This is a genomic window from Aquimarina macrocephali JAMB N27, from assembly GCF_000520995.1.
Classification (GTDB): Bacteria; Bacteroidota; Bacteroidia; order Flavobacteriales; family Flavobacteriaceae; genus Aquimarina; species Aquimarina macrocephali.
On record NZ_JACA01000045.1, the window covers coordinates 47,673 to 74,657 of the forward strand.

Consider the following 26,985-nt stretch of genomic DNA (forward strand, 5'->3'; position numbering starts at 1 on the left):
AATTTTAACATCCTTTTATTTTGTTACATTTGTCAAAACAATAAAATAAAACAAATGAAACTCGACAGAATATTATTTTTTATAGCGATCACTAGTTTAATGATTGCATGTAAAAAGGATCCAAGCGTTAAGGATCAAATTAACCAACAGGAAGAAAAACAGGAGGTAGCAGAGGAAAAGTTTGATTATGTTGTAGAGCAATTTGCTGATCTTAAAATTTTAAGATACCAAATACCGGGTTGGGATAATCTTACTTTGAAAGAACAAAAATTAGTATATTATCTTACACAAGCAGGATTAAGTGGAAGAGATATTATGTGGGATCAGAATTACCGTCATAATCTTACTATCCGAAAAGCATTAGAAAAAGTTCACACTTCTTATGAGGGAAATAAGAGTGATGCAAACTGGAAAGCTTTTGAAACATATCTAAAACGAGTTTGGTTTTCTAACGGGATTCATCATCACTATAGTAATGGTAAGATTAAACCAGAATTTAGTCGAGATTACTTTAGCTCTCTTCTTGCTGCTACAGGAACCGAAGTGCCTAAAGAAGTATATGAAGTGATCTTTAATGATCAAGATGATAAAAAAGTAAATCAAGCAAAAGGAGTTGATAATGTAGCACTATCTGCGGTTAACTTTTATGGCCCTGGAGTTACTAATACCGATGTTACATCATTCTATAGTAAAATGAAATCTCCAAATGCAGAGAAACCTTTATCCTTTGGTTTAAACTCTCAATTGGTAAAAGAAAATGGAAAATTAAAAGAGCGAGTATATAAATCAGGAGGATTGTATGGATCTGCAATCGACGAAATCATCAAATGGTTAGAAAAAGCAAAAGGTGTAGCAGAAAATGAAGCACAAGGAGATGCCTTAGGGTTATTGATCGAATATTATAAGACAGGAAATTTACAAACCTGGGATGATTATAATGTGGCATGGACGGCAGCTACTGATGGTAATATCGATTACATTAATAGTTTTATTGAAGTATATAATGATCCATTAGGATATAGAGGTTCTTATGAAACTATTGTACAGATCAAGGATTTTGATATGTCTAAAAAAATGTCTGTACTATCAGAAAATGCGCAGTGGTTTGAAGATAATTCTCCATTAATGGATGCTCATAAAAAAGATAGTGTTGTAGGGGTTTCGTATAAAGTAGTAGCTGTTGCCGGAGAGGCAGGAGATGCATCACCAAGTACACCTATAGGAGTAAATCTTCCTAATGCAAACTGGATTAGAGCTGCTGTAGGTTCTAAGTCTGTATCCTTAGGGAATATTATCGGTGCTTATAATAATGCCGGTGGTTCGGGACGTTTAAAAGAGTTTGTACATGATGATGAAGAGTTTGAACTAGAAGAAAAATATGGACAATTAGGAGATAAGTTACATACAGCATTACATGAAGTAGTTGGTCATGCATCTGGAAAATTAAACCCGGGAGTAGGAGAAACTAAAGAAACATTAAAGAACTATGCTTCTACTATGGAAGAAGGTCGTGCTGATTTAGTTGGATTATACTATTTAATGGATCCAAAATTACAAGAACTAGGATTAGTTGAAGATTGGGAAAAGACAGGTAAAGCTGCTTATGATGGATATATTAGAAATGGATTAATGACACAATTGATTCGTTTAAATCTTGGTGATGATGTAGAAGAAGCTCATATGCGTAACCGCCAGTGGGTTAGTGGTTGGGCTTTTGAGCAAGGAAAGAAAGATAATGTAATCGAAAAAGTAAGTAGAGAAGGAAAAACTTACTTTAATATTAATGACTACACTAAACTACGTGAAATCTTTGGTCGTTTATTAAAAGAAACACAACGTATCAAATCTGAAGGAGATTATAAGGCGGCAGAAGCTTTGGTAGAAGGATATGGTGTAAAAGTTGATCAAGCTGTACATGCAGAAGTATTAGAGCGTAATAAGCAATTTACATCAGCACCATATAGTGGTTTTGTAAATCCTGTTTTAGTACCAAAAACTAATGATGCAGATGAGATTATAGGTTTTGAAATATTTCAACCTAAAACCTTTGAAGAGCAAATGTTATGGTACAGTAAGAATTATAACTTCTTACCAGAGGTGAATTAATCATATTACATAAAAATTTTATAAAGAGCCTCATAATATTTTTTTGAGGCTCTTTTTTATTTCTTTTTGAATTCAAAAATTTGCTCTAAAATTGGAGTTGTTAAAGTAAATGTAGCTAAGATTAGTGAAGCATAAAATGGATTGTAATTGACTATCTGCACTTCATTGAAATCTCCTAAAGCAAGTACCCAAATAGTAAATGCTATAATAGATATAATGATTTGAAACCATGGTGTTTTTAGTTTTTTAGACTGATCTTTAAGCCCAAAGTATTTATAAAAAGGAGTAAGTGTTAATCCAATAAAAAATAAAACTAAAAACCCAGTTTTTCCTTCTTCAATTGCAAACTTATTGAATACCAAATAAAAGGCAATGATTTCTCCAGGGATGTATTTTATAACTTTTTGAAAATAACTATCTACATTTATATTAGGTTCGATTAATGTATCCTTTTCTGTAAATACGCGAGGTAGTAGTGTTTTTGTTTTCATTGTAAATCTATTTTGTTAGTTTATAAATAAATTTGAAAGAAACTGTTCCTAAATATTTATCATAGAAGTATTCATTATTTGTAATGTCGAGAGCAGTAACAGTTTCTCCGTTTTCCTGAATTTCTTTACCAGATGATTGGATAAGAAAATCTTTTGGGCTTCTGCTGGATATTAATTCATAGGTCAGACCAATAGAAAAATCTTCGGTGAAATTATATGAAACACCTAAACCTCCACTAATCTTTTGATTAAAAACATTACCCGATTGAGCTCCTTGTAATGTTATCAGATTTACCGAAGCAATAAAACTCCAATCCGATATTTTATGAATCTGCCCGATTTGGTTACCATCTTTGTCTGTAAAGCGATAGGTTAAATTCTTCTTGAAAGAAATAGGTATTGAGACTACTGTAGATAAAACAAAACTTGTTTTTTGGCCTTTGTTTAGAATAACGGTATTGTCTATTGGCGATATTTGTACGGTTTTAATATTTTCTGTACTTCCATTAAATCCTAAACTTAATCCGAAAGATATATTTTCACCAATACTTCCATTTTCTTTTTCAGAGTCTTCTAGTGTTTTAAATTCTTCTTGATTATTATCTCCTCCTGATGTGTTTAAAGTCTTGAATTCTTTAGAAGTTTTATCTTTTTTATATTTTGTGTAGGCTTTTTGTTGCCCAAACGAAAAATTAAATGCGATCAATAGACTTAATGTAATTAGTGTTTTCATATCAGATTGTTTGTATAATGAATGATAAAACATTGTGGTTTCTAGGTTCGGTTTTTTTATAATTCATGTCAAAACTACCTAACAATCAAGCACAAAAAAATACCCATAGCTGGGTATTTTTATCTTTTGTATAAAGGAAATTACTTAAAAATCATACTTTTTTTCAATAGCATAGCGTAATAATTCTCCTTTGCCATGAAGGCCCAGTTTGCGTATGATATTTTTACGGTGAGTTTCTACAGTAGATACCGAATTAAAACGAATGGCAGCTATCTCTGATGAGGTTTTTCCTTGTCCGATAAGTTTTAAGATTTCCCGTTCACTTTTTGATAAGAGCTGTTTTTTAGATGGTTGTTTGGCATCTTTAGAAAAGAGTGATGGGTCAATAGCGGCATCAAAATAGGTTTCTCCTTTTGCTATTTGTTGTATTGCTGTTAATACTTCTTCCAGAGGTGAATTTTTAAGTAAGTATCCAGAAGCTCCAGCTTCGATCATTTGCCGAACAGCATCTTCCTGGTCAAACATAGAGAAGGCAATAATTTTGGTGTAAGGAAATTCTTTTTTTATGATTCTGGTAGCAGCAATACCATCAATTTTAGGCATTCTGATATCAGTAAGTACAACTTTAGGTTGTTTTCTTCTTACAATATTGAGTAGCTCTTCTCCATCATTAGCCATACCAACTATACTAATTTCTTCTTCATACCGAAGAAGAAGTTCTACACCATCGATAAGAGATTGGTGGTCTTCTGCGATTGCTATAGTGATCATATGGGGATATTTATTATGATATTAGTTCCTTTTTCTATAGTAGAATCAATCTCGAAGGTTCCTTGGAGATGTTCTACTCGTTTTTCAATATTCCTTAATCCCATGCCTTCTTTTTGAGGGAGTACTTTGGCATCAAAACCTCTACCATTATCCTCTATGATGATGTTTAAAAGAGAATCATGATTGGTTAAAGAGATATGTATTTCTGAAGCTTCGGCATGTTTAATAGCATTGGTAATGAGCTCCTGGATCATCCTAAAGATTGAAATTTCTAATGCATTGTCCAACCGCTCTTCTAACCCATAATCCTGTACTTCGATATGTAAAGCATCACCATTACCTACTTTTTTAGCGAGCTTTTTAACTGCAGGGAGTAATCCTTGATTGGCCATCACTCCACTATTTTTTTCATGAGCAATGGTTCGTACTTTTTGGTAGGCTTCATCTAATAGCGCATTCGTCTTGGTATATAATTCTTCTACATGTTCAAGTTTAGGGTTGTCCTTATTATGTTGTAAATGCTGAAAATGAAGTTTGACCGTTGCGAGTGTACTTCCCAGGTTATCATGCAGTTCATTGGCCAAACGTTGTCGTTCTTTCTCTTGTCCAGAGATCATAGCATCAATAGCAGTAAGCTCTTGCTCTTTAAGAAGCTTTTCTGTTTTTTGGATTTCGATCTCACGTTCTTGTTTTGCAATGCGTTGTTTGCGTTTGGTGTTTTTGTATACAAGAAATACAAATATTGAACCCACAAGGATAAGAGAAAGCGACCCTATTAGTAGATTCCTGTTTTGTACTCTGCTAGCTTCGGTTTTAAGGTTAGTGTTTAATAGTTGAACTATTTCTTTTTCTTTTTCTGCTGTTCTAAGTTTAATTTCCATAGCAGAATTTTGTAAAGTATTTTTTTGGATACTAAGTTGCTGTTCGAGTATTGTCGAGCTATCTCGTTGCTTCAGTGCCAAGAAATAGTTACCAAGACCTTCATTGTTTAAAGAAGCATAGTTATAAATGTAAATTTTTGATCTAAGAGAATCAGAAATGTCAACAAATTTTTTTGCAATATCAATATGTTTTAAACCAGTTGAATATTTCTTTTGTTTTCGATAAATTTCTGATAAACGAATATGTGTTCTGAATTTTAAGTATTTTAAAAAAGGAACATCACTTGTTTCGATTAAAACTTTTTGATGTAGCTTGGTGGCTTCTAGTGTTTTTTTTTCTAATTCTAATTGAATAGCTTTTAAAGAATAAAACAGAGGACGAAATCTGTGATTTTTATTGAGCAGTTGTACTTGTTCCTCTAGTTCATTAGTGAGTAAAAAAGAATCATCATCGTCATTAGGAATAGCTTGGTAATCAAAATAAATTTCATACTTAAAAGCCCAGCATTTTTCTATAGGTGTTTTTGCTAGTCTTTTATATTCAAGTAGATAGTTTTCGAATTGTTTGTTGGTTTGTGAGTACTCATAATGATATAATTCCAAGATGCTTAGCAAGCAAAACTTTATTAAATAAGGCCTTTTTGTTTCTTTGGCAAAGGTGTAAGCATTATAAAAAGATTCAATAACCGTAGTTCTGTCTTTATTGTGATATAATCTGTCATAGCCTATATTAAGATAGTTAATGCATTTTTGAAAGGGATCTGATATTTGATCTCTATATGAAATCTTAGGTTTTATTTTTTCCTGTCCGTTATAGAAAAGAAGATTTGATAATATTATCAAATCTTCTTTAAGTATGCCAGAAGTTATATCATTAGCTTTGATTTTTGCTTTTTCATATTCTAAGTTTATTATTAAATCAAAATAAGTTTGTAAATGATTAATGTCTTTTGCAGAAGATCTAACAAAAGAAAGAAATAATAAGCAAATACATAAAAGCGGATATTTTTTCATTTAGAATATTATTTTGGCAAACCCACGTGGGCATATTTTTCCGGTGCCCTTATCAATTATTTTTGCAGACCCAGTTAATTGGGTTTTTTCTGGACGCCCTTGTCTATAGGTTTGAAAATTATTTCCAAATTCGTATTCAGACCTTAGACCGTCTCTATAATAAAATTCACTGTCAAAAATTCCTCCTTCAATTGCAGAAGAACCAATTTTCTCAAACTTTCTTCGTACAGATAGATAGTGATCATTTTGAAGATCGGTTAAATTACAATTAATAAGTTGTTCAGGATCGGTTTTCGGGGGAAAAGTCACCTCAGGATGTAATGCTTGTAGAGTTAAATCAAAAGCCATACAGTTAATGATAGGGCCAGTAATATCATCTTTTTCAGGTTCAAGTTGTTCTTCTATTAGTCCTAAGAAATCAACATGTTTAAGGCCTATGTTAAGTGGTCCTTTATAATTAATTAACTTAAATCTAACACTTTCTACAGTCGTTTTAGAAACCGTGAAACATGCGTAAACCCCAAAAAAAGTACCATACATCTGGCTGCTATAGACGAGTTGATACCGTTCATCTTTTTCCTTAAAAAATACATTTGTAGAATAATTCATTTTTTTGTTTTTATAATTTATATGGCAAATTAGCAAAACAATTGGTTTATAAGATATACCCAATACAAGGTATATCTATTCTTAAATCAAACTTTTAGATTTACAAAAAACTAAATAATTATGAAAAAATCAATTTTAATTGGGATAAATAAATATCCAGTAAACTATACACTAGAAGGATGTCAAAATGATGTTACATTATGGGAAGATGTTTTGAGAATCAAATTTGGATTTATAACAAAGAAAAAATACGACCTGCTAAAACAAGAAGTGTTGGACCAGCTTCAATTATTAGTCTCTTCTTTGGAAAAAGGAGATATAGGCGTTTTCTTTTTCTCTGGACACGGAGTTCGAAGACATGATGATAGTGATAAATATAACGAAGGTATTGTAGCAACTGATAAGGTTATTTGGGACTATGAAATTGACAAATTTAAAAAAAGAGTAAAAAAAGATAGAAAATTGATTTTGATTTTTGATACATGCCACTCTGAAGGTGTTTTTGAACCGCATAAATTTTTAGATTTTGAGCGAATTGGTTTAAATTATATGGTAAAATCTATTCCTGTAGAAGATATGGAATTCCCTTCAGTAGAATCTAATGAAGATGAAGGATTGGTTATGAGAGAAGTGAATGGCGATAGCGTTATTACATTGGCTGCTTGTGGAAAATATAAACAAGCATATGAGAAGCAGTTTGGTGAAATGTACAATGGCGTATTCTCCCATTATGCAACTCAAATACTTCTAAGAGGAAACGAAAATATAAATTTTGGCAATTTTTTAGATCTAGTAAATACAGAAATTAAAGACAAAGAAAATGTCGAACAAGTATCGGTAATTTCAGATTATGATTTAAAAATGGAACATAAGATGTTCTAAGAGTGTGTTTTACTCGGGTTGTAAATACGTTTTTAAGGCAAAAAGCAACAAAATAAAGATAATAAAACCAATGAGAATAAAAAGGCTACCCTTGTAATATTTGCGATGTAGTTTGATATCTTTTCGATAGCTAAATATCATTAAGATGATAAATGCTACGACAAAAAATCCTGCAAATATTAACTGGCCCTGACTAAACATAAATTGTTATTTTTACGGCAAAGATAATCTATAAAAATATACTGATGAAAGATAAAATTGCTGCAGTACAAGAATTTCACACTTCATTTAAACTTGGATATAAAAACGAACCCATAGCCGATCTGGGAGCCGCTAAAAACACACTTCGGTTTAACCTGATGAAAGAGGAGAATGAAGAATATTTAGAGGCTGCTCAAGACAATGATTTGATAGAAGTAGCTGATGCATTAGGAGATATGCTATATATCTTATGTGGGACTATTATCGAGCATGGTATGCAGCACAAGATAGAGGAAGTGTTTAACGAGATTCAGCGTAGTAATATGAGTAAGCTAGGCGAAGATGGGCAACCTATTTATAGAGAAGATGGCAAAGTGCTTAAAGGACCTAATTATTTTAAACCTAATATCAAAGAAATCTTAGATCGATAAAACAAAAAACTCCGGAAGAACATTCCGGAGTTTTTTTATTGTATGAGAATTATATTTTCTAGCATCTAGCTATACTTTATATCTCCAGCCAAAAGTATCTTCGGCTTTGTTATATTGAATATCCATTAGTGCTTTTTTGAAATGAGAAGCATAAGAATTTTCTTGCTTTTCGATTTCATAATGCTCTCCTTTATATCCAAAAGCTTTTACCGGGCTTACCACAGCAGCAGTTCCTGCACCAAAAACTTCTTTTAGACTTCCGTTTTTTGCAGCTTCTACAATTTCGCTAACCGTAACAGGTCGTACATCTACTTTAATACCTTCTTTTTCGGCAATAGTAATTAAACTTTTACGAGTGACCCCATCAAGAATTCTATCACTCACAGGAGCGGTAAGTAAGGTGTCATTAACTCTAAAGAATACATTCATCGTTCCTGCCTCTTCCATAAATTCATGAGCATTAGCATCGGTCCAGATTATTTGTTGGTATCCTTGTTCTTGTGCAAGTTTTGTTGGGTAAAATTGCCCAGCATAGTTTCCGGCGGCTTTTGCGTATCCAAAACCTCCGTTAGCAGAACGACTAAATTTTTCTGCAACCAATACACTCACATCACCACTGTAATAGGATTGTGCAGGTGAGCATATGATCATAAATTTATATTCATCTGCTTCAGAAGCAGAAACACTTGCCTGAGTTGCGATAACAAAAGGACGTATGTATAATGAGTTTCCGTAACCAGGTTTGATCCATTCATCATCTAATTTTAATAAGGCATTTAAACCTTCAAAAAAGTAATCTTCAGGAAATTCTGGTATAGCCAAACGTTCGGCAGATATGTTGATACGTTTAAAATTTTCATCAGGTCTGAATAAAAAAGTATCTCCATTATCATCTTTATACGCTTTCATTCCTTCAAAAACTGCTTGGCCATAATGAAAAACACGAGCAGAAGGCTCCATGGTGAGTGGTCCGTAAGGAACAATTTCTGGTGTTTGCCATTCTCCATTCACATAATCACAGACAAACATATGATCTGTAAAAATTTTCCCGAAATTAAGGTTTTCAAAATCTACTTGTCCGATTTTAGACTCACTTACTTCACTAATTTTCAAGGCTTGAGAAATTGTGTTTTTCATTTGTTTCAGTCGTTTTAATTATTTTACATTACATTAATTAAAAGATTAAGAATGAGTGAGGTCACTACATCCTATGGTAAGAGATTTAAATAGTTACTTTGAAGAAAAGAGTATCTAAATTTCTTAATGCTCGTTTCGCTTGGTTTATCTTTTAAAAGTTAATGACAGTAGTAGGCTTTTCTATAGCTTGTTATCATATTCTTAGTCTCAAAACCAAAGAAATACTAACATTCTTCTAATTCACTACAAAAATACCCTTTTCTTGTAAAATAAGAATTTTAAAAATGTTTAATTTTGCAAAACATATAGATAATAAAGGATTATGAAAAAAAATGTATTGTTTTTTGTAGGATTGTTAGTACTAGTAGGTTGTAATTCATCGATTAAAACAGAAAACTTCTTTTCTGTTAAAGATATTTCAAGTGAAAATTATAAAAGTTTTGGCGATAAAATATCTTCAGATCATATTTACAATAGAGATGCAATAGCAGAAGAATATAAAAATTTAAAAGAAGGAGATACTGTAGCAGTTGCTTTTTCGAGTACTGTAAATGCTGTTTGTAAAGCTAAAGGTTGTTGGATGAAAGTAGCTTTGGATGAAGGTAAAGAAACAATGGTGAAGTTTAAAGACTATGGTTTTTTTGTGCCAAAGGATATAGAAAATGATACTATCATTGTTCAGGGAAAAGCATTTGTGAGCGAGATGTCTGTAGAGGAGCAACGTCATTTTGCCAGTGATGCAGGAAAAACTGAAGAAGAAATTGCTAGTATTACAACTCCTAAGACAACGTATTCTTTTGTAGCAGAAGGTGTTTTGATAAAAGAATAATGCAAGAAGAAATAGAGCGTAAAATTATTACCACTGCAGATGGTTCAAAAACCATTCACTTGCCAGAATTGAATGAACATTACCATTCTAAACATGGAGCAATTAATGAGGCTAAACATGTATTTATTAAAAGTGGATTCGATTATATTCTAAGCAAAAACAAGCTTAGTGCGTTGGATATTATGGAGATAGGTTTTGGGACCGGTCTAAATGCTTTTATAACATTTCTTGAAGCCGAAAAAATTAATTTACCAATTCACTATGTTGGAGTAGAAGCATATCCCGTTGCTTTATCAGAGGCCAAACTCATGAATTATCCAGAGGTACTTGCTGTAAAAGAAAAACAACAGGTTTTTGATACAATGCACCAATCTTTGTGGGAGTTACCAGTAGAAATCACTTCGAATTTTAAACTCTTTAAGCGTAAACAGTTTTTTGCCGATATACAGGATAAAAGCCGTTTTGATTTGATCTATTTTGATGCTTTTGGAGCAAGAGTACAGCCCGAACTTTGGACAATAGAAATTTTTAGGAAGATGTATGAGGCACTTCGGTTCAAAGGAGTTTTGGTTACTTATGCGGCCAAAGGAAGCGTAAGGCGTGCTATGCAAGAGGTAGGTTTTGTAGTAGAAAGACTTCCCGGCCCACCGGGAAAACGAGAAATGCTTAGAGCCACAAAAGTAGAATCATAAATACACTATTTGTTAGGAAGTTAGAAGAATACTAAACGTATGTTAAAGCTATAATAAAGAGATAGGTTTTATTATAAGGTGGTAGTATTTTGCAATAGATTATAGTGAAATGAAACAAACATTAAGAAGTTTTAAAAATATTTTCACAAAAGCAAATGTTTAAAAATTTTTAATGAGAGAACGTAGTGACTATACACGTTTTTGGTTTTTTAATTAATTTATAATCATATAATTACTAAAATTTAAACATGTGAAAGTTTTAATTACTGGTGCAACAGGTTTGGTAGGTCAGGAAATAGTTAACCTGTGCCATCAATCTGGAATTGAAGTAAACTACCTCACCACAAGTAAAGATAAACTTAGTTCTAAAGCGAACTATACAGGCTACTTTTGGGATCCCAAAAGAGGCGAAATCGATACCGATTGTTTTAATGATGTCGAAGTGATTGTTAATCTTGTTGGCGCTACGGTTGCAAAACGATGGACATCTTCCTACAGAAAAGAAATACTAGAAAGCAGAACACGTACTGCTTCTCTTATTTTAGAATCATTAAGAAATATCAAACATTCGGTTCGTCATATTGTTTCAGCAAGTGCTATTGGTATATATCCGGATTCTTTTCAGAATTATTATATGGAAGATGCTCCCGAGCGTGATACCGGATTTTTAGGAGAAGTAGTCACTCAATGGGAGAATGCTGTCTTACAGTTCAAAACATTAGATATCGAAGTCAGTTTACTTCGTATTGGATTAGTTTTATCCGAGAAAGGAGGAGCTTTTCCTAAAATGGTAAAACCTATTCGATTTGGTATGGGAGCTTTTTTCGGAAACGGGAAACAATGGCAAAGCTGGATACATGTTCAAGATCTGGCTCGCATATTTATGTTTGTAATAGAAGAAGAGTTAACAGGAGTTTTTAATGCAGTAGCACCTAATCCTGTTTCTAATAAAAAGCTAATGAATACAATAGCAGAGAAATTAAATAAAAAAATAGTTTTGCCTAATGTGCCAAGACTAACGATGAAGTTGTTTCTAGGAGAAATGCATAGCCTTTTATTTTCTAGCCAGCGTGTTTGTAGTAGTAGGATTTCTACCACAGGGTTTAATTTTAATTTTGACAATATTGCTTCGGCAGTAGATGTGCTTATTGATGAGGAATCTAGATAAAAAAACCGATACTTTCATAAGTACCGGTTTGTAATTACTTCAAAAGATAAAAAGCTATTCTAAGACTTATTTGCTTTTATACTTATCTTTATTTCAATTTCATCATTAATAAATTTATCTCCCAGATCTCCAAAAACTGATTTAGAAGCATAATTTACACTCCAATCGGTACGGTTAATGGTAAAAATTTCAGTGTTTAATGTCATTACATCACCTTCAACAGAGGTTGTGGCAGGAAATGAAATGTTTTTCTTGATATCTTTTAAGGTTAGGTTACCTTCGATATAAGTTTTTCCTTCTTTTTCACTAATTCCAGTAACTTCAAAAACTCCTTTCGGGAATTTAGCAACATTAAAAAAGTGATCTTCTGTTCCTTCTTTCTCTCCTTTAAGATGCCCTTCTAAGTCAGTTTTATCATCACCTTCAAGATCGGTGACATTAATAGAAGTCATATCGATAATAAAAGAGCCACTCATAACGGTTCCCTCTTTAGCCTCAAAAGTACCACTAGCCAAACTTAATGTCCCTGAGTGTTTTCCTGTTAGTTTTGATCCAGTCCAGTTTATGGAGCTTGATGCTACATCAACATTGTACATGATAGCTTCTACAGGAGCTTCTTTTACTTCTTCTGCAGAACTTGCTTCGGTTTCGTTCTGTTTTTCTCCTTTACAGGAATAGGCGGTTATTAAAAGCGCAGTAATAATTAATGTGCTGGCAAATCTAATTTTCATAAGTATTAGTTTTTAGTTAAAAATGATGTCAAAATTATTTTTTTATAGAAAGATAACTCTTAAATATATACTAAAAAATTCCTGTGACATTATGACATTAATTCAAAAATGGCAGTACTTTTGCTAGTTCAAAATGAAAACGTATAAAAGGTACGAGTTACATGAGTAAGAAAAATAAAAACACTGAAGATGTAAAAGATCAAGTAGAGGAAGTGCTTGATACTCCTGTTGGAGAAACAGAGACAGAAGAAGTAGTAGATGCAGAAGCAGTACTAAAAGAAGAGCTTGGAAAGGAAAAAGATAAGTTTTTAAGACTTTTTGCCGAGTTTGAAAATTATAAAAAAAGAACCTCTAAAGAGCGTTTAGAATTGTTTAAAACTGCAAGTCAGGATGTTATACAATCTATGTTGCCTGTATTAGATGATTTTGATCGAGCAATAAAAGAAATTGAGAAATCAGAAGATACTGGAGTTATTGAAGGTGTAGAGCTAATTCATAACAAATTGAAGGAAACTTTAAAAAGTAAAGGTTTGTCTGAAGTAGAAGTGTCTGCGGGAGATGTTTTTAATGCTGATGATCATGAAGCGATTACCCAAATACCTGCTCCAAATGATGATCTAAAAGGAAAGATTGTAGACGTAATAGAAAAAGGTTATAAGTTGGGAGATAAAGTGATTCGTTTTCCAAAAGTTGTGACTGGTCAATAAGAAATTATGAAGGAAGATTTTTACGACATATTAGGCATTAGCAAAAATGCTACAGGAGCCGAAATAAAAAAAGCGTATCGAAAAAAAGCTATAGAATATCACCCCGATAAAAACCCCGGTGATAAAACTGCTGAAGAAAAATTTAAAAAAGCAGCAGAGGCATATGAGATTTTGAGCGATCCTGATAAAAAGGCACGTTATGATCAGTATGGACATCAGGCTTTTGAAGGTGGCGGATTTGGCGGTGGCGGAATGAATATGGATGACATATTCAGTCAGTTTGGTGATATTTTTGGCGGTGGATTTGGAGGCTTTAGTGGTTTTGGCGGCGGAGGCGGAAGACAACGAAGAGCTAAAGGAAGCAATCTTCGTATTCGTGTTAAACTTACATTAGAGGAGATTGCCAATGGTGTTGAAAAGAAAATTAAGGTAAAACGAAAAATTCAAGCACCAGGAACCACTTATAAAACATGTAGTACATGTAACGGTGCAGGACAAGTAACAAGAATCACTAATACTATATTAGGAAGAATGCAAACATCTTCCCCTTGCCCTGCTTGTGGGGGAGCTGGTCAGACAATAGACCATAGGCCTAACGACGCAGATGCTCAGGGTTTAAAAGCTATAGAAGAAACAGTTAGTATAAAAATACCTGCTGGAGTAGAAGATGGGATGCAACTTAAAGTTACAGGAAAAGGTAATGAAGCTCCTGGTAATGGGGTTGCAGGAGATCTTTTGGTAGCTATAGAAGAACAGGAACATTTAGAATTGCAAAGAGAAGGAAATAATTTGCATTATGACTTATATATTAGTTTCTCTGAAGCCGTTTTAGGAGCATCCAGAGAAATTGATACTGTATCTGGCAAAGTGAGAATTAAGATAGAAGATGGAGTCCAAAGTGGTAAGATTTTGAGATTGAGAGGAAAAGGAATTCCAAGTCTTAATGGGTACGGGAAAGGCGATCTTTTGGTACATGTTAATGTGTGGACACCAAAAGCCTTGAGTAAAGAACAACGAGAATTTTTTGAAAAAATGGCTAAGGATGATCACTTTAAACCCAGCCCTGATAGTGGGGATAAGTCATTTTTTGAAAAAGTAAAAGATATGTTTTCGTAGTTAAATTAGATGATTTGAACGACTTCTAATCATTATAATTCTATTAACGTTTGATTAAGAAAAATTCGTATATTTGAGACATCACTAGCGCATTTAGTGATAATTTTTCTTTTTCATAGCAATTTTTTTCCCATCCTTAATACTTGTATTTAGGGTGGGTTTTGTTTTTATGATTAGACGACTTTTATAATCCGGGCTAAAAGAAGAGAAACCATTTTATATGCTATTTTATCACATTAATCATTAACATAATTAGCATAAGTTTTTAAGTTTTCGTATCATTCGGCTTTCATATTAAACTACAATTATATTTTACTATCTATGGCTAATCTTTTAGAGGTACAACAAGCCACAAAACAATTTGGAAACTTTACTGCATTGCAAGATGTATCAATTCAGGTACCTAAAGGAAGTATATTTGGATTACTTGGCCCTAACGGAGCTGGTAAAACCACACTAATTAGAATCATTAATCAAATTACCTTGCCTGATAAAGGAAGTGTATATCTGGATAATGAACTGCTAAAACCGCAACATATTAGAGATATTGGTTATCTGCCGGAAGAAAGAGGACTGTATAAATCTATGAAGGTAGGCGAACAAGCATTGTATCTGGCGCAACTTAAAGGCCTTAGTAAAACAGAAGCCAAAGAACGCTTAAAGTATTGGTTTGATAAATTTGACATCTCACATTGGTGGAACAAAAAAATACAAGAACTCTCTAAAGGAATGGCACAAAAAGTACAGTTTATTGTAACTGTACTTCATAAACCTAAACTTTTGATTTTTGATGAGCCATTTAGTGGTTTTGACCCCATAAATGCAAATGTCATTAAAGATGAAATTCTACAACTACGGGATGAAGGAGCAACGGTTATATTTTCTACTCACCGAATGGAAAGTGTAGAAGAATTATGTGATCATATTGCTCTAATTAATAAGTCTAAAAAAATACTCGAAGGTAAACTTACCGATATAAAGAGAGCTTATAAATCTAATACTTTTGAAGTAGGTCTTTTAACCGAAAATAATACTGATTTGTATACTACATTACAAGATAAATTTAATGTAGCCCCTGCAGATTTTAAAACAATTGATGATCAATTGAAAATGAAAATAACTTTGGATAATAATACATCCTCAAATGAGCTACTACAGTACTTATCAGATAAAGGGCAAGTAATGAGATTTAATGAAGTGATCCCAGGAGTTAACGAGATATTTATTAAAACCATTACAGAGAATGAGTAATCTAAAATTAATTATTAAAAGAGAATTTATAGCTCGAGTTCGTAATAGGACCTTTGTAGTGATGACTTTTTTAAGTCCTTTGATCATGGTAGGTATGATTTCTTTAATTGCCTGGCTCGCAACTTTGAACAATGATGAAATTCGTAAAGTAGCATTCTATGATGAAACGGGATTGTTTAGTACAGACTTTAAAGATTCTAGTGATATAGACTACATAGATTATAGTGATTTACCCTTAAACGATGCAAAAGACTCTGTGGTTATCAAAAAACTCGATGGGCTATTGTATGTACCAAAGAAAAGTAGCAACAGTGAACTTGCTAAATCAATACAATTTTATGCAGATGAAGCACCAAGTATTTCAATACTTAATAGAATTGAAGAAATTATAGCAAGTAAATTAACTAACCAAAACTTTAAAGAAAAAGGATTGGATCTGGATGTTATAGAGAACTCAAAAGCTAAAGTAAATATTTTGATAGAAAACTTTTCTGGAGAAAAAACATCAAAGATGTCTAGTTATATAAAGATGATTTTTGGTGGTGTAGCAGGATATTTCTTGATGATGTTTATTATCATTTATGGTAATATGGTAATGCGATCTGTTATCGAAGAAAAATCTAATCGAATTATAGAGATTATTATTTCTTCTGTAAAACCATTACAGCTTATGATGGGTAAAATTCTGGGAACTTCTTTTGCAGGGATTCTTCAGTTTCTTATCTGGGTGATTTTAGGAGGAGTGTTACTTGCCGTGGTATCTTCAGTTTTTGGTATAGATCCGCAACCAGCGGGTATAGATCAATCGCTGATTATGCAAGAAGATGGTCAGCAAGAAATACAATTAATACTTCAGGATATCATGAAGCTTCCGCTAGGAACTCTAGTATTGTCTTTTTTCATTTATTTTATAGGAGGATACTTTTTATACAGTTCAATTTATGCTGCTATAGGCGCTGCTGTGGATAGCGAAACCGATTCGCAACAATTTATGTTACCCATTATTTTGCCGTTAATGTTGGGGATTTATGTTGGATTCTTTTCAGTAATAGAAAATCCTCACGGCACGGTATCTACAGTGTTTTCTATGATTCCTTTAACTTCTCCAATAGTTATGCTAATGCGTATACCTTTTGGGGTGCCTTGGTGGGAAGTATTAATCTCTATGCTTCTATTGGTAGGAAGTATTATCTTTATCACATGGATGGCAGGAAAAATATACAGGGTAGGAATACTTATGTATGGTAAAAAACCAAGTTATAAAGAGCTATTTAAGTGGATGAAATATTAACATTATGATGCAGGAAGAAATTACAGAACAAGTAAAAGAAGTTATTCCTAAAAATATTTGGGATACCATGCAAGACTTTTTTAGTTATGAAATTTTTTATTTTGGAGAGGAACATCAGATTAAATTGACTGTTGGATTGTTGTTTTTTGTACTTCTTATTCTTGTTATTACTTCTGTTTTTCTTAAGTTTTTTAAGAGAATTGTTACCAGAAAATTAAATAGAGGAGACAAACAAAAATTCGAATCAGTATTCTCGTTTTCAAAATATTTTGTTTATCTCATAGTCATCTTTTTTACATTAGATAGTATTGGGTTTAATATCACAGCAATATTTGCTGCTTCTGCGGCACTATTAGTTGGGGTTGGTCTTGCGTTGCAAACTTTTTTTCAAGATATTTTATCAGGCATTTTTATTTTTATTGATCAAACAGTACATGTGGGTGATATTATAGAATTAGATGGTAAAGTAGGAAGAGTAGAAGAAATTAAATTAAGAACTACAAGAGCAGTAACTATAGATAATAAAGTATTGATTATTCCTAATCATAAATATTTAACATCCATACTATATAACTGGACTCAAAATGGAAAAGTTACGAGAGAATCTATAACAGTGGGTGTTGCGTATGGTAGCGATACAGAGTTGATTAAAGAATTGCTAACCAAAGCAGCACTATCTAATACATATGTCTTAAAAGAACCAGCTCCATTAGTTTTATTTACCGACTTTGCAGATAGTTCATTAAATTTTAAATTAATATTTAGTATTAACGATAGTTTTCAAGCGGTAGTACCACAGAGTGAGATACGATTTGAAATAGATCGTTTGTTTAGAGAACATAATATTAGTATTCCTTTCCCGCAACGTGTGGTTACCATGGTAAAAGAATGAAGAAAAACAGATAGGAAAGCATAACATACGCCCCCAAAAATGAGAAAGAGCCTGATTTTTATATGTATACTATTATATAGCTTAAACGGCGTACGTTGTCAGAGTACTGATTTAGCAAGAATCGAATATACATACATCCCACAAGCCGATAGTGATAATATTTATAGTCGTTTTAGAGTTTCGGCTAATTATCCTATTAAAATGGATGATAAAGGAACTTACTTGGTAATCGGTGCACAATATAGATTTAATAACATACAGATAGATGATGAGTTGGGATTTGATGATCAGGGAGACCTAAATAGTTTTCATACTGCAGCTATAGAGTTAGGGTATACATTTAAGATGAAAAATAATTGGAGATTTGGCACTAAATTCGGAGTTGGAATTTCATCTAATTTTGAAGGATCTGGTGTAGAAAGAGATGATTTTAGATATAGAGTGTCTTTGTATTTTGTAAAGACGTATAAAAATGTACAAGAACCAAAAACGGCTCGTTTAATTGTAGGAGTACAGTATACTAATCCCGCTAGTCTTAATTTTCCGCTTCCTATCATTAATTATTATAAAAGATTTCATCAAAGTTGGTCGTACGCTATTGGGACTCCTAAAACAAATATTAAATATTTTTTTAATGAAAAAAGTACACTCCAGGCTTTTGTGGGGTTAGATCGTTTTTATGGTAATTTGCAAAATAACAAAGCATATGTAAATGAGAACGGAGAGACAAAAGTAATAGAAAATGTATCAATGTTTAATGTTATGGGAGCATTGGGGTATGAATATTATTTTACGGAACACTTATTGTTCTACACATATGCGGGATATACATTAAGTAATGAAATTCGTTTGCGAGATGGTAATCAAGAAAATGTATTGGCAATCAATGATAAAAATACATTCTATTTTCGTAGCGGAATAAAATTTAAAATATAATGGCAAAAATATTAGTAATTGAGGACGAAGCAGCAATTCGTAGGGTTCTTGTAAAAATTTTATCTGAAGAAAATAGTAAATATGAAGTTTTCGAAGCCGAAGACGGACTTTCTGGTATAGAAAAAATCAAAGCAGATGATTATGATCTTGTACTCTGTGATATCAAAATGCCAAAAATGGATGGAGTAGAAGTGCTAGAAGCTATAAAAAAGATAAAACCCGAAATTCCTATTGTCATGATTTCTGGTCATGGGGATCTGGACACTGCTGTAAACACAATGAGGTTAGGTGCTTTTGATTATATTTCTAAACCACCAGATCTTAACCGTTTGCTCAATACAGTACGCAATGCTTTGGACCGTAAAGAACTGGTCGTGGAGAACAAAATGCTAAAGAAAAAGGTCTCCAAAAATTATGAGATGATTGGAGAGTCAAAGGCTATTTCTGATATCAAGAACATAATCGAAAAAGTTTCAGCAACAGATGCAAGAGTTTTAATTACGGGCCCCAATGGTACGGGTAAAGAATTAGTTGCACATTGGATTCATCAAAAAAGTGATCGTTCCAAAGGACCAATGATAGAGGTAAACTGTGCAGCAATACCTGGAGAGTTAATAGAAAGTGAACTTTTTGGGCATGTAAAAGGAGCTTTTACGTCAGCCAATAAAGACCGCGCCGGTAAGTTTGAAGCTGCTAATGGAGGAACGATATTTCTTGATGAAATTGGAGATATGAGCCTTTCTGCACAAGCCAAAGTACTTAGAGCACTACAAGAAAATAAAATACAAAGAGTTGGTAGTGATAGAGATATCAAAGTAGATGTTCGTGTAGTTGCTGCAACAAATAAAGACCTAAAAAAAGAAATAGCAGAAAATAAATTTAGAGAGGATCTATATCATAGATTGGCAGTGATTTTGGTAAAAGTCCCGGCACTAAATGATAGAAGAGATGATATTCCTTTATTGGTAGAGTATTTTACCAAAAAAATATCAGGAGAACAAGGATCACCTACTAAATCATTTTCAGCCAAAGCTATAAAACAATTACAGCAATATGATTGGACAGGTAATATCAGAGAGCTACGCAATGTAGTTGAGCGTCTAATTATTCTTGGTGGTAACGAAGTAAGTGAAGAAGATGTAAAACTTTTTGCAACTAAATAAGTATTAATATTTATTCCAGTTCATAGTCTATAGTGATTGATTGTGTTTTTTAGTAAAAAGATTATTGTAATTAATGCTTCTTGTATTACGACCAATTATTGCATATGCCCTAAATAATGAGAAGAGTTTTATTTTTGATTTTGTTGTTGTGTATACCATATATGTCTTCTGCTCAATATGATCCAGGAGCAACCAATTATGGATTTGCAGCTGCAAAAAGTTTCGGACTCGAAAATGAATTAGCATTAGGGGTCAGAATAGAATATGCTTTTAATTGTTACACTACTTTTTTGGGAGAATACAATCGTTCATTTGCTATAGGTGCCGATGAAGAGTATGAAGGATATAATGAATTGGCAATTGGAGTAAATTTGATTTTATTTAATTGGTATCCTACTACAATAACAGCTGGTATAGGGTATGTAGGTAATGATTCGGTTGAATTTGAGGCAATTGAAGATGATGCTTTTCTGGGGTTTAGAACAGGAAGCTTTAACCATGGAGCACAAATTAAAATAAGAGCATTACATCAAATTTCTATACCTGTACATATTTTTGCAGAACTTAATGTTAAGAGTCTAGGACGAAGGTATGATACTTTTATGATTGGATTTAGTTATGATTTCTATGCTAGATAAATCTTTTTACCTTTTTCAAATGTTCTGATTGGCCCTTTTTTTTGTTAAAAAATATATTAAAAAGAGTGTATTGGTAAACTATTTTCCTACAAACCCAAAACTTTAGTATCTTTCGGGTGATAACACAAATCATAGTATGAAGAAGATAAACCACGAAGATTTTATGGTGTCTAATACCATAGAATTATCCAAAATCCCAACCACTTTTGATCTTAATGAAAGCGAAAAAAAAATCGAGAAAGAACTCGAAGAAACACGTGAGAAATTAGGAGAGCTTCAGGATACTTTATATGCACATGGTAAATATGCTGTGCTGGTTTGTCTTCAGGGTATGGATACCTCTGGTAAGGATAGTTTGATCAGAGAAGTATTTAAAGATTTCAATACTCGTGGTATTATCGTTCATAGTTTTAAGGTCCCTACAGCATTAGAATTAGGTCATGATTATTTATGGAGACACTATATCGCTTTGCCACAACGAGGAAAGTTTGGAGTCTTCAATAGAACACATTATGAAAATGTTTTGGTAACACGAGTGCATCCAGAATATATAATGGGAGAACATATTCCTCATATCAATACAGTTGAGGATATTAACGATGCTTTTTGGGATAAACGTTTTGAACAAATTCGAAATTTTGAAAAACACATTGCCGAAAACGGTACTTTGATTTATAAATTCTATTTGCATTTATCAAAAGAAGAGCAAAAGAATAGATTACTTCGCAGGCTAGAGAAAAAAGAAAAAAACTGGAAGTTTTCTGCAGGAGATTTAAAAGAGCGCAAACTTTGGGACCAATATCAGAATTGTTATCAGGATGCCATAAATAGAACTTCTTTGCCTCATGCCCCATGGTATGTAATTCCTGCAGATAATAAGCCCGTAGCAAGATATATTGTAGCAAAAACTTTATATACTACATTAAAAGAATATGACGATATACAAGAGCCAGAATTAGACAACAAAACAAAAGCCAATCTGGATTTGTATAAACAAGAATTAGAGAACGAATAAAAAGGTTTAAGATAAAACTATGGTAAGAACTATAATCCCCATCATTTTTGCAATGTTATCAATTAGTAGTTTTGCGCAAAATGAAGCAAAAGAAGATGTTACTACATTAAAAAAAATATACGATACCTCACTCCTTAATGGAAAAAGTTATGCATGGCTCGATTATCTTTCCAACCAGATTGGAGGAAGGCTTTCGGGTTCTGTAAATGCACAACTAGCTGTAGAGTGGGGTGAAAAAGAGTTAAAAGAGTTAGGCTTGGATAAAGTATGGTTACAACCAGTAATGGTACCAAAATGGACTCGCGGTGTAACAGAATTTGCTTATATCGAAACAGAACCAGGCGTAACGACTAATGTGCCAATTTGTGCATTAGGAGGTTCTGTACCAACACCAATAGGTGGTATTAAAGCCCGTATTATAGAAGTTAAGGGGTTAGAAGAACTTAAAGAAATGGGTACTGCTCAGATTGAAGGAAAAATAGTGTTTTTTAACAGGCCTATGCAAGCAGATCTTATAGAAACATTTAGAGCATATGGTGGATGTGTAGATCAACGATATTCTGGAGCAGCAGAAGCTGCTAAATTTGGTGCTGTAGGAGTAATTGTACGTTCTATGAATCTTAGATTAGACGATTTCCCACATACAGGAGCAATGAGCTACGGCAAACTTGGAGATATGGATAAGATTCCTGCCGCCGCAATAAGTACTAATGGAGCAGACTTGTTAAGCTCTATGTTAACATTAAACCCAAAAATTAAATTTCATGTTAATATGAACTGCCGTACATGGAAAGATGTACAATCATATAATGTAATTGGCGAAATTACAGGAAGCGAATTTCCTAAAGAATATATGGTAGTCGGTGGACATTTAGATTCTTGGGATCTGGGAGACGGTTCTCATGATGATGGAGCAGGAATAGTACAATCTATGGAAGTACTTCGACTATTTAAAGAAATAGGATATAAACCTAAACGATCTATTCGAGTAGTATTATTTATGAATGAAGAGAATGGATTACGCGGAGGTAGAAAATATGCAGAGGTAGCTAAAAATAAAGGAGAAAACCATGTCTTTGCTCTGGAAAGCGATTCAGGAGGATTTACTCCCAGAGGTTTTTCATTTGACTGCAATGATGCTAATTTTGCCCAGGTACAAGGCTGGAAACCCCTTTTTGAGCCTTATCTTATACATTCTTTCACTCAAGGTGGAAGCGGTGCCGATATAGGTCCACTTAAAAAAGAAGGAATCGTACTCGCTGGATTACGACCAGATTCACAACGCTACTTTGATTATCACCACGCTAAGAACGATACTTTTGATGCCGTTAATAGGAGAGAACTCGAACTAGGCGCTGCCACAATGACTAGCTTAATGTATCTTTTTGATAAGTATGGCATAAAGTAGTTTTTACAATACATCAAAAGAACTTATGTTGTAGATAGTATATAGAGGTGATCAGTATGTTGCATGATTTAGGTTTTTAACAATTTCTCTTTGTGTTTTAAGAAAGAAGACTTGACATGATATTTCACTAAAAACAGCGCGCCCAGCCCATTGTGTATTGATTCACATTTGCATTCAAACAGAAAGAATAAAATGAAGGATATAGTATGTAGAGTAATGTTTTTAGTGTTCCTTGTTGGTGTATGTTGTACTTGTACTTCAGAAACTGAAAAACAAGTAGATAAGACAAATAAATTATTAGGCAATGGTAAACGTTTAGTTGTTGAAAAAACAAATAAAACAACCCATAAGACTGGATATTTTACAAAACACTATTATGGAGCAACTCACAGTTATGCTTATGAATTTGAAGTAGATGGAGGAGATGTTAATTGGGGTGGAGGCAGCGGAGAACCAAAACATATTCTTTTTTGTGAGAATGCAGTTTATGTTCATTATCTTAAAAATAAATATGTACCTATCCAACATAATGATACTACCACTTCTAAAATAGAGAATAGTGGTTATTATAGTGTACAAGATGTATTTGAGTTATATATAGATAATCGGTATTTCTTTAATCTCTTTGGAGATGATTATTGGGTAGAAATCACACCCGAATCATATGCAAATAAAAAGATAACCTGTGATGAATATAGCATACCAAATGATAATGAGTTGTCATTAATTAGGGAAGATTAATGTGCTCTCGTTTTAGAATAAAATTGATATAACAACTGTATTAAAAATACAAGAGATAAATCTATATGAGTTCTTATGTAATGCCATAAATTATCTTTATAAAGATAGTTATCTACCCAAAATTTAATAAGAAAATGACACAGGTGATAATAACGTAAATTCTAAATAACGTTAAATAAACAATAAGAATTGCTTAGTTCATTTCGGTTCTAATACCTTTGCGTCTTCAAAATTGTAAAATGCTACAACAGTACACCAAAGAATTTCGATATAATCTAAAGTTGGCCACACCCGTAATGCTGGGTATGCTGGGGCATACTTTTGTAGGATTAGTCGATAATATTATGGTGGGACAGCTGGGTACGGCAGAATTAGCAGCAGTATCTCTGGGAAATAGTTTTATGTTTATTGCCATGTCTTTGGGGATTGGGTTTTCTACAGCAATTACACCATTGGTAGCAGAAGCAGATGGAGAAAACAATTTTGAAAATGGTAAATCAGCGTTTAAACATGGATTATTTTTATGTACCACTTTAGGAATAGTACTGTTTTTAATGATATTGGCTGCAAAACCATTAATGTATCTAATGAAACAACCTCCCGAAGTGGTTGAACTGGCAATACCATATCTGGATCTGGTCGCTTTTTCTTTGATTCCATTAGTGAGTTTTCAGGCATTAAAGCAATTCTCAGATGGATTGTCTATGACCAAATACCCAATGTATGCAACTTTAGTTGCGAATCTGGTTAATATAGTTCTGAATTACGTATTGATTTTTGGAAAATTTGGTTTTCCGCAAATGGGAATAGTTGGCGCAGCTGTCGGGACACTAGCTTCAAGATTTGTGATGGTTATCTTTTTATGGATTTTTCTTAAGAATAAGCAAAAATCTAGACCTTATGTTACCCATATCAAATTTTTTACTTTAGAACGCAGAATGATAAATAAGATAGTGGCATTAGGGTTTCCTTCTTCATTACAAATGTTTTTTGAAGTAGCCATTTTTACCGCTGCTATATGGCTATCTGGGATTTTAGGTAAAAATCCACAAGCAGCAAATCAAATAGCATTGAATCTGGCTTCTATGACCTTTATGGTAGCTATGGGGTTAAGTGTCGCTGCTATGGTACGTGTTGGTAATCAAAAAGGGCTTCAGCATTTTAGAGATTTAAGAAGAATTGCGATTTCGATATTTTTACTAACATTTTTAATAGAAGCTGTTTTTGCCTTGTTTTTTATTCTCTTTAATGAGTTGTTACCACAAATATATCTGGATGTAAATGATGTTGAAAATATAGCAGATAATACCGAGGTGATTTCTATTGCAGCAAAACTATTGATTATCGCAGCATTATTTCAGATTTCTGATGGAATACAAGTTACAGTACTTGGCGCTTTAAGAGGCTTGCAGGATGTTAAGATCCCTACTTTAATTACATTTATTGCATATTGGGTAGTAGGATTTCCTGTTAGTTATTACTTAGGATTATATACCGAATATAAAAGCTCTGGAATATGGATTGGATTGCTAGCAGGTCTTTCTGTTTCTGCATTACTATTATATCTTAGATTTAATGCTTTGACCAAAGGTTTAATTCAGAAAAATTAAAATTATTCTCTCTTTTTTGTCTTGCAAATCAGGGGCTTAGAGCTGGTTTTTTAAATAAAAATAAAGATCAAATACCATTTTTATACTTATTACGTTTATTTGGTATTAACGAATAATTAACTATCTTTCCAAAAAAAGAGAATACAAAATATGAGAGTCCCAAATTCTAGATTTTGTCTACTGCTTGTAGTTCTTGCCATAATGGTTACCCAAAGTAGTATAAGTCAAAACTTTATCCATAGTAAAAATCAAAACCTTATTCCTAATCCTAGTTTCGAAGCTACAAATACAGCGATTGCACGATTAGATATGGAAATGCAAAATTTTGGAATTATTAAGGATTGGAAAGCTTCAATTAATTCTCCGGATGCTTATCACCCAAGATTAGAGGATATTAGATTTATCCATAAAGCACCTAACTTTTTAAAGCAGTTTGGAGCACAAGAACCCAGAACAGGAGAAGGCAAAGTAGGAATGTATATTGCTGGAGGTCCTTATAAGGAAGGAGTGACGGCCAAATTAAAACAACCATTATCCAAGGGTAAATATTACTATTTTCATATGTATGTTTCTTTAGGAGAAGGAATCTCGAATTCCTGTACTTCATCTATTGGATCATATTTTACTGCCAGGAGACCAAAAATAACCACCACCTCTAGATTTCCTCTAAATATAGAATCTTCAAAAATGGTATGTAATACCAAAGGATGGACTAAAGTTTGTGGTGTATATAGAGCAAAAGGAACAGAAAAATATATTTCGTTGGGATATTTCTCAGATAGCCCAAAAGGAAAATCTGTAAAAGGAGGAGGATTTGATACAGCTTACTATTTTGTAGACGATGTTTTACTAATGGAAATGAGAGATACCAAAAACCTTACATCAAGCCAGGTGTGTGATATGGCTCTTGATTTTTCGCCTGTAGAATTTTTGGTAGGTGAAAGTGAAGCATATAAAGAAATTCAAAAGGCATTGGATTCTTATATCCAATATGTTACTATTTTTAAAGTAAGCACAGTTAAAATTATTGGTCATGCAGATGATGCTGGTTCATCTTTTGAGAATGAAATCATGTCTGCAATGAGAGCAAGTAATGTGAAAAAATATTTTGTTGAACAAGGTATAGACGAATCTTTAATCGAAATAGTAGCGGCTGGAGATACTATGCCTGTTGTTACTGCAGGTTCTAATTTGGATCCAGAATCAAACAATAGAATAGAAATTAAAATTGAATAGTAGTTCCCTAATAATTTTCTGATTTCCTTAAAAAAGATAGTACCTTTGAAACTTTGTAATTTTAAGTATTCATTATGGACTTTCCAAAATTCTTATTAGGCGATAATACTGATTATCCAGATGCCATTTTTGTAATTCATACCGAGTTTCCCAGGTTTATTGTCAACCTGGAGAATGATGAAGTAGAATGGCTTGAAGAGTTTGATAAAGATGATGAAAAAGAATTGTTAGAGGAAGCAGAAAACCTTTTTGTAGCTGCTAACGATTTTTATGATCGTGAAATAGAACGTTACGACGAATAAAAA

General features: G+C 32.9%; 28 protein-coding genes. 20 read left to right on the forward strand and 8 right to left on the reverse strand.

All coding sequences use genetic code 11. The features are described 5' to 3' along the window. The first annotated feature begins 54 nt into the window (after positions 1–54). A complete protein-coding gene (locus Z054_RS0121730; protein WP_024772139.1) occupies positions 55–2,106 on the forward strand; it encodes a dipeptidyl-peptidase 3 family protein in 2,052 nt (683 codons plus the stop codon). Between the two features lie 56 nt (positions 2,107–2,162). Here the strand turns inward: Z054_RS0121730 and Z054_RS0121735 are convergent, their stop codons facing one another. The 5 genes from Z054_RS0121735 to Z054_RS0121755 form a co-directional block, all read right to left on the reverse strand. Continuing rightward, positions 2,163–2,597, reverse strand: a complete 435-nt coding sequence (locus Z054_RS0121735) for a hypothetical protein (RefSeq protein WP_024772140.1) — start codon at positions 2,595–2,597, stop codon at positions 2,163–2,165. Between the two features lie 7 nt (positions 2,598–2,604). Beyond that, positions 2,605–3,330: a hypothetical protein gene (locus Z054_RS0121740; RefSeq protein ID WP_024772141.1), complete on the reverse strand. Its 726-nt coding sequence runs from the start codon at positions 3,328–3,330 to the stop codon at positions 2,605–2,607. Between the two features lie 144 nt (positions 3,331–3,474). Next, the gene (locus Z054_RS0121745; protein WP_024772142.1) at positions 3,475–4,101 is read right to left on the reverse strand and encodes a response regulator; all 627 of its coding nucleotides are present in this window, start codon (positions 4,099–4,101) and stop codon (positions 3,475–3,477) included. Then, complete coding sequence (locus Z054_RS0121750; protein WP_024772143.1) at positions 4,098–5,996, reverse strand: sensor histidine kinase; 1,899 nt, start codon at positions 5,994–5,996, stop codon at positions 4,098–4,100. Before Z054_RS0121750 ends, Z054_RS0121745 begins: the two co-directional genes overlap by 4 nt. Continuing rightward, positions 5,997–6,605, reverse strand: a complete 609-nt coding sequence (locus Z054_RS0121755; protein WP_024772144.1) for a hypothetical protein — start codon at positions 6,603–6,605, stop codon at positions 5,997–5,999. 120 nt (positions 6,606–6,725) lie between these two features. Here Z054_RS0121755 and Z054_RS0121760 point away from each other — a divergent pair, with 120 nt between their 5' ends. Beyond that, positions 6,726–7,487 carry a caspase family protein gene (locus Z054_RS0121760; protein WP_024772145.1) on the forward strand — a complete coding sequence of 254 codons (762 nt, stop codon included), beginning with the start codon at positions 6,726–6,728 and terminating at the stop codon, positions 7,485–7,487. 9 nt (positions 7,488–7,496) lie between these two features. Here the strand turns inward: Z054_RS0121760 and Z054_RS32510 are convergent, their stop codons facing one another. After that, complete coding sequence (locus tag Z054_RS32510; protein WP_035096817.1) at positions 7,497–7,688, reverse strand: hypothetical protein; 192 nt, start codon at positions 7,686–7,688, stop codon at positions 7,497–7,499. Between the two features lie 44 nt (positions 7,689–7,732). On the opposite strand from Z054_RS32510, the gene Z054_RS0121765 reads away from it, so the two are divergent. Next, positions 7,733–8,119 (forward strand): pyrophosphohydrolase domain-containing protein, encoded by a 387-nt coding sequence (locus Z054_RS0121765; RefSeq protein ID WP_024772146.1) that lies wholly within the window; start codon positions 7,733–7,735, stop codon positions 8,117–8,119. 69 nt (positions 8,120–8,188) lie between these two features. On the opposite strand, the gene Z054_RS0121770 is transcribed toward Z054_RS0121765, so the two are convergent. Beyond that, the gene (locus Z054_RS0121770) at positions 8,189–9,256 is read right to left on the reverse strand and encodes a branched-chain amino acid aminotransferase (RefSeq protein WP_024772147.1); all 1,068 of its coding nucleotides are present in this window, start codon (positions 9,254–9,256) and stop codon (positions 8,189–8,191) included. 322 nt (positions 9,257–9,578) lie between these two features. On the opposite strand from Z054_RS0121770, the gene Z054_RS0121775 reads away from it, so the two are divergent. The 3 genes from Z054_RS0121775 (at position 9,579) to Z054_RS0121785 (ending at position 11,945) form a co-directional block, all read left to right on the forward strand. Further along, positions 9,579–10,085 (forward strand): DUF4920 domain-containing protein, encoded by a 507-nt coding sequence (locus Z054_RS0121775; protein WP_024772148.1) that lies wholly within the window; start codon positions 9,579–9,581, stop codon positions 10,083–10,085. A gap of 11 nt (positions 10,086–10,096) precedes the next feature. Continuing rightward, a complete protein-coding gene (gene mnmD, locus Z054_RS0121780) occupies positions 10,097–10,777 on the forward strand; it encodes a tRNA (5-methylaminomethyl-2-thiouridine)(34)-methyltransferase MnmD (RefSeq protein ID WP_024772149.1) in 681 nt (226 codons plus the stop codon). A gap of 250 nt (positions 10,778–11,027) precedes the next feature. Next, positions 11,028–11,945 carry a TIGR01777 family oxidoreductase gene (locus Z054_RS0121785; RefSeq protein WP_024772150.1) on the forward strand — a complete coding sequence of 306 codons (918 nt, stop codon included), beginning with the start codon at positions 11,028–11,030 and terminating at the stop codon, positions 11,943–11,945. A gap of 59 nt (positions 11,946–12,004) precedes the next feature. On the opposite strand, the gene Z054_RS0121790 is transcribed toward Z054_RS0121785, so the two are convergent. Continuing rightward, positions 12,005–12,676 (reverse strand): YceI family protein, encoded by a 672-nt coding sequence (locus Z054_RS0121790; RefSeq protein WP_024772151.1) that lies wholly within the window; start codon positions 12,674–12,676, stop codon positions 12,005–12,007. A 161-nt stretch (positions 12,677–12,837) separates the two neighbouring features. Here Z054_RS0121790 and Z054_RS0121795 point away from each other — a divergent pair, with 161 nt between their 5' ends. The 14 genes from Z054_RS0121795 to Z054_RS0121860 all read left to right on the forward strand — a co-directional run bounded on the left by Z054_RS0121795 (position 12,838) and on the right by Z054_RS0121860 (position 26,982). Beyond that, on the forward strand, positions 12,838–13,383 hold the full coding sequence (locus tag Z054_RS0121795) for a nucleotide exchange factor GrpE (protein ID WP_024772152.1): 546 nt from the start codon (positions 12,838–12,840) through the stop codon (positions 13,381–13,383). 6 nt (positions 13,384–13,389) lie between these two features. Further along, a complete protein-coding gene (gene dnaJ, locus Z054_RS0121800; protein ID WP_024772153.1) occupies positions 13,390–14,499 on the forward strand; it encodes a molecular chaperone DnaJ in 1,110 nt (369 codons plus the stop codon). A 321-nt stretch (positions 14,500–14,820) separates the two neighbouring features. Then, on the forward strand, positions 14,821–15,750 hold the full coding sequence (locus Z054_RS0121805) for an ABC transporter ATP-binding protein (protein WP_024772154.1): 930 nt from the start codon (positions 14,821–14,823) through the stop codon (positions 15,748–15,750). Next, positions 15,743–17,041 (forward strand): ABC transporter permease, encoded by a 1,299-nt coding sequence (locus tag Z054_RS0121810; RefSeq protein ID WP_024772155.1) that lies wholly within the window; start codon positions 15,743–15,745, stop codon positions 17,039–17,041. The genes Z054_RS0121805 and Z054_RS0121810 overlap by 8 nt, the downstream gene beginning before the upstream one ends. 4 nt (positions 17,042–17,045) lie before the next feature. Beyond that, positions 17,046–17,933 (forward strand): mechanosensitive ion channel family protein, encoded by an 888-nt coding sequence (locus tag Z054_RS0121815; protein WP_316929942.1) that lies wholly within the window; start codon positions 17,046–17,048, stop codon positions 17,931–17,933. Positions 17,934–17,972: 39 nt separating this feature from the next. Further along, positions 17,973–18,869, forward strand: coding sequence for a hypothetical protein (locus Z054_RS0121820; RefSeq protein ID WP_024772157.1), 897 nt, complete (start codon positions 17,973–17,975; stop codon positions 18,867–18,869). After that, positions 18,869–20,032, forward strand: a complete 1,164-nt coding sequence (locus tag Z054_RS0121825; protein ID WP_024772158.1) for a sigma-54-dependent transcriptional regulator — start codon at positions 18,869–18,871, stop codon at positions 20,030–20,032. Before Z054_RS0121820 ends, Z054_RS0121825 begins: the two co-directional genes overlap by 1 nt. 116 nt (positions 20,033–20,148) lie before the next feature. After that, positions 20,149–20,670, forward strand: coding sequence for a hypothetical protein (locus Z054_RS0121830; RefSeq protein WP_152538642.1), 522 nt, complete (start codon positions 20,149–20,151; stop codon positions 20,668–20,670). A 136-nt stretch (positions 20,671–20,806) separates the two neighbouring features. Continuing rightward, entirely contained in the window at positions 20,807–21,685 is an 879-nt protein-coding gene (locus tag Z054_RS0121835) for a PPK2 family polyphosphate kinase (RefSeq protein ID WP_024772160.1), read from the forward strand. A gap of 52 nt (positions 21,686–21,737) precedes the next feature. Further along, a complete protein-coding gene (locus Z054_RS0121840) occupies positions 21,738–23,093 on the forward strand; it encodes a M20/M25/M40 family metallo-hydrolase (protein ID WP_241461444.1) in 1,356 nt (451 codons plus the stop codon). Positions 23,094–23,285: 192 nt separating this feature from the next. After that, entirely contained in the window at positions 23,286–23,834 is a 549-nt protein-coding gene (locus tag Z054_RS0121845) for a hypothetical protein (RefSeq protein WP_024772162.1), read from the forward strand. 239 nt (positions 23,835–24,073) lie between these two features. After that, positions 24,074–25,444, forward strand: a complete 1,371-nt coding sequence (locus Z054_RS0121850) for an MATE family efflux transporter (protein ID WP_024772163.1) — start codon at positions 24,074–24,076, stop codon at positions 25,442–25,444. A 150-nt stretch (positions 25,445–25,594) separates the two neighbouring features. Beyond that, entirely contained in the window at positions 25,595–26,680 is a 1,086-nt protein-coding gene (locus Z054_RS0121855; protein ID WP_084050528.1) for an OmpA family protein, read from the forward strand. 74 nt (positions 26,681–26,754) lie between these two features. Further along, positions 26,755–26,982 (forward strand): hypothetical protein, encoded by a 228-nt coding sequence (locus Z054_RS0121860; RefSeq protein ID WP_024772165.1) that lies wholly within the window; start codon positions 26,755–26,757, stop codon positions 26,980–26,982. Positions 26,983–26,985 lie beyond the last annotated feature (3 nt).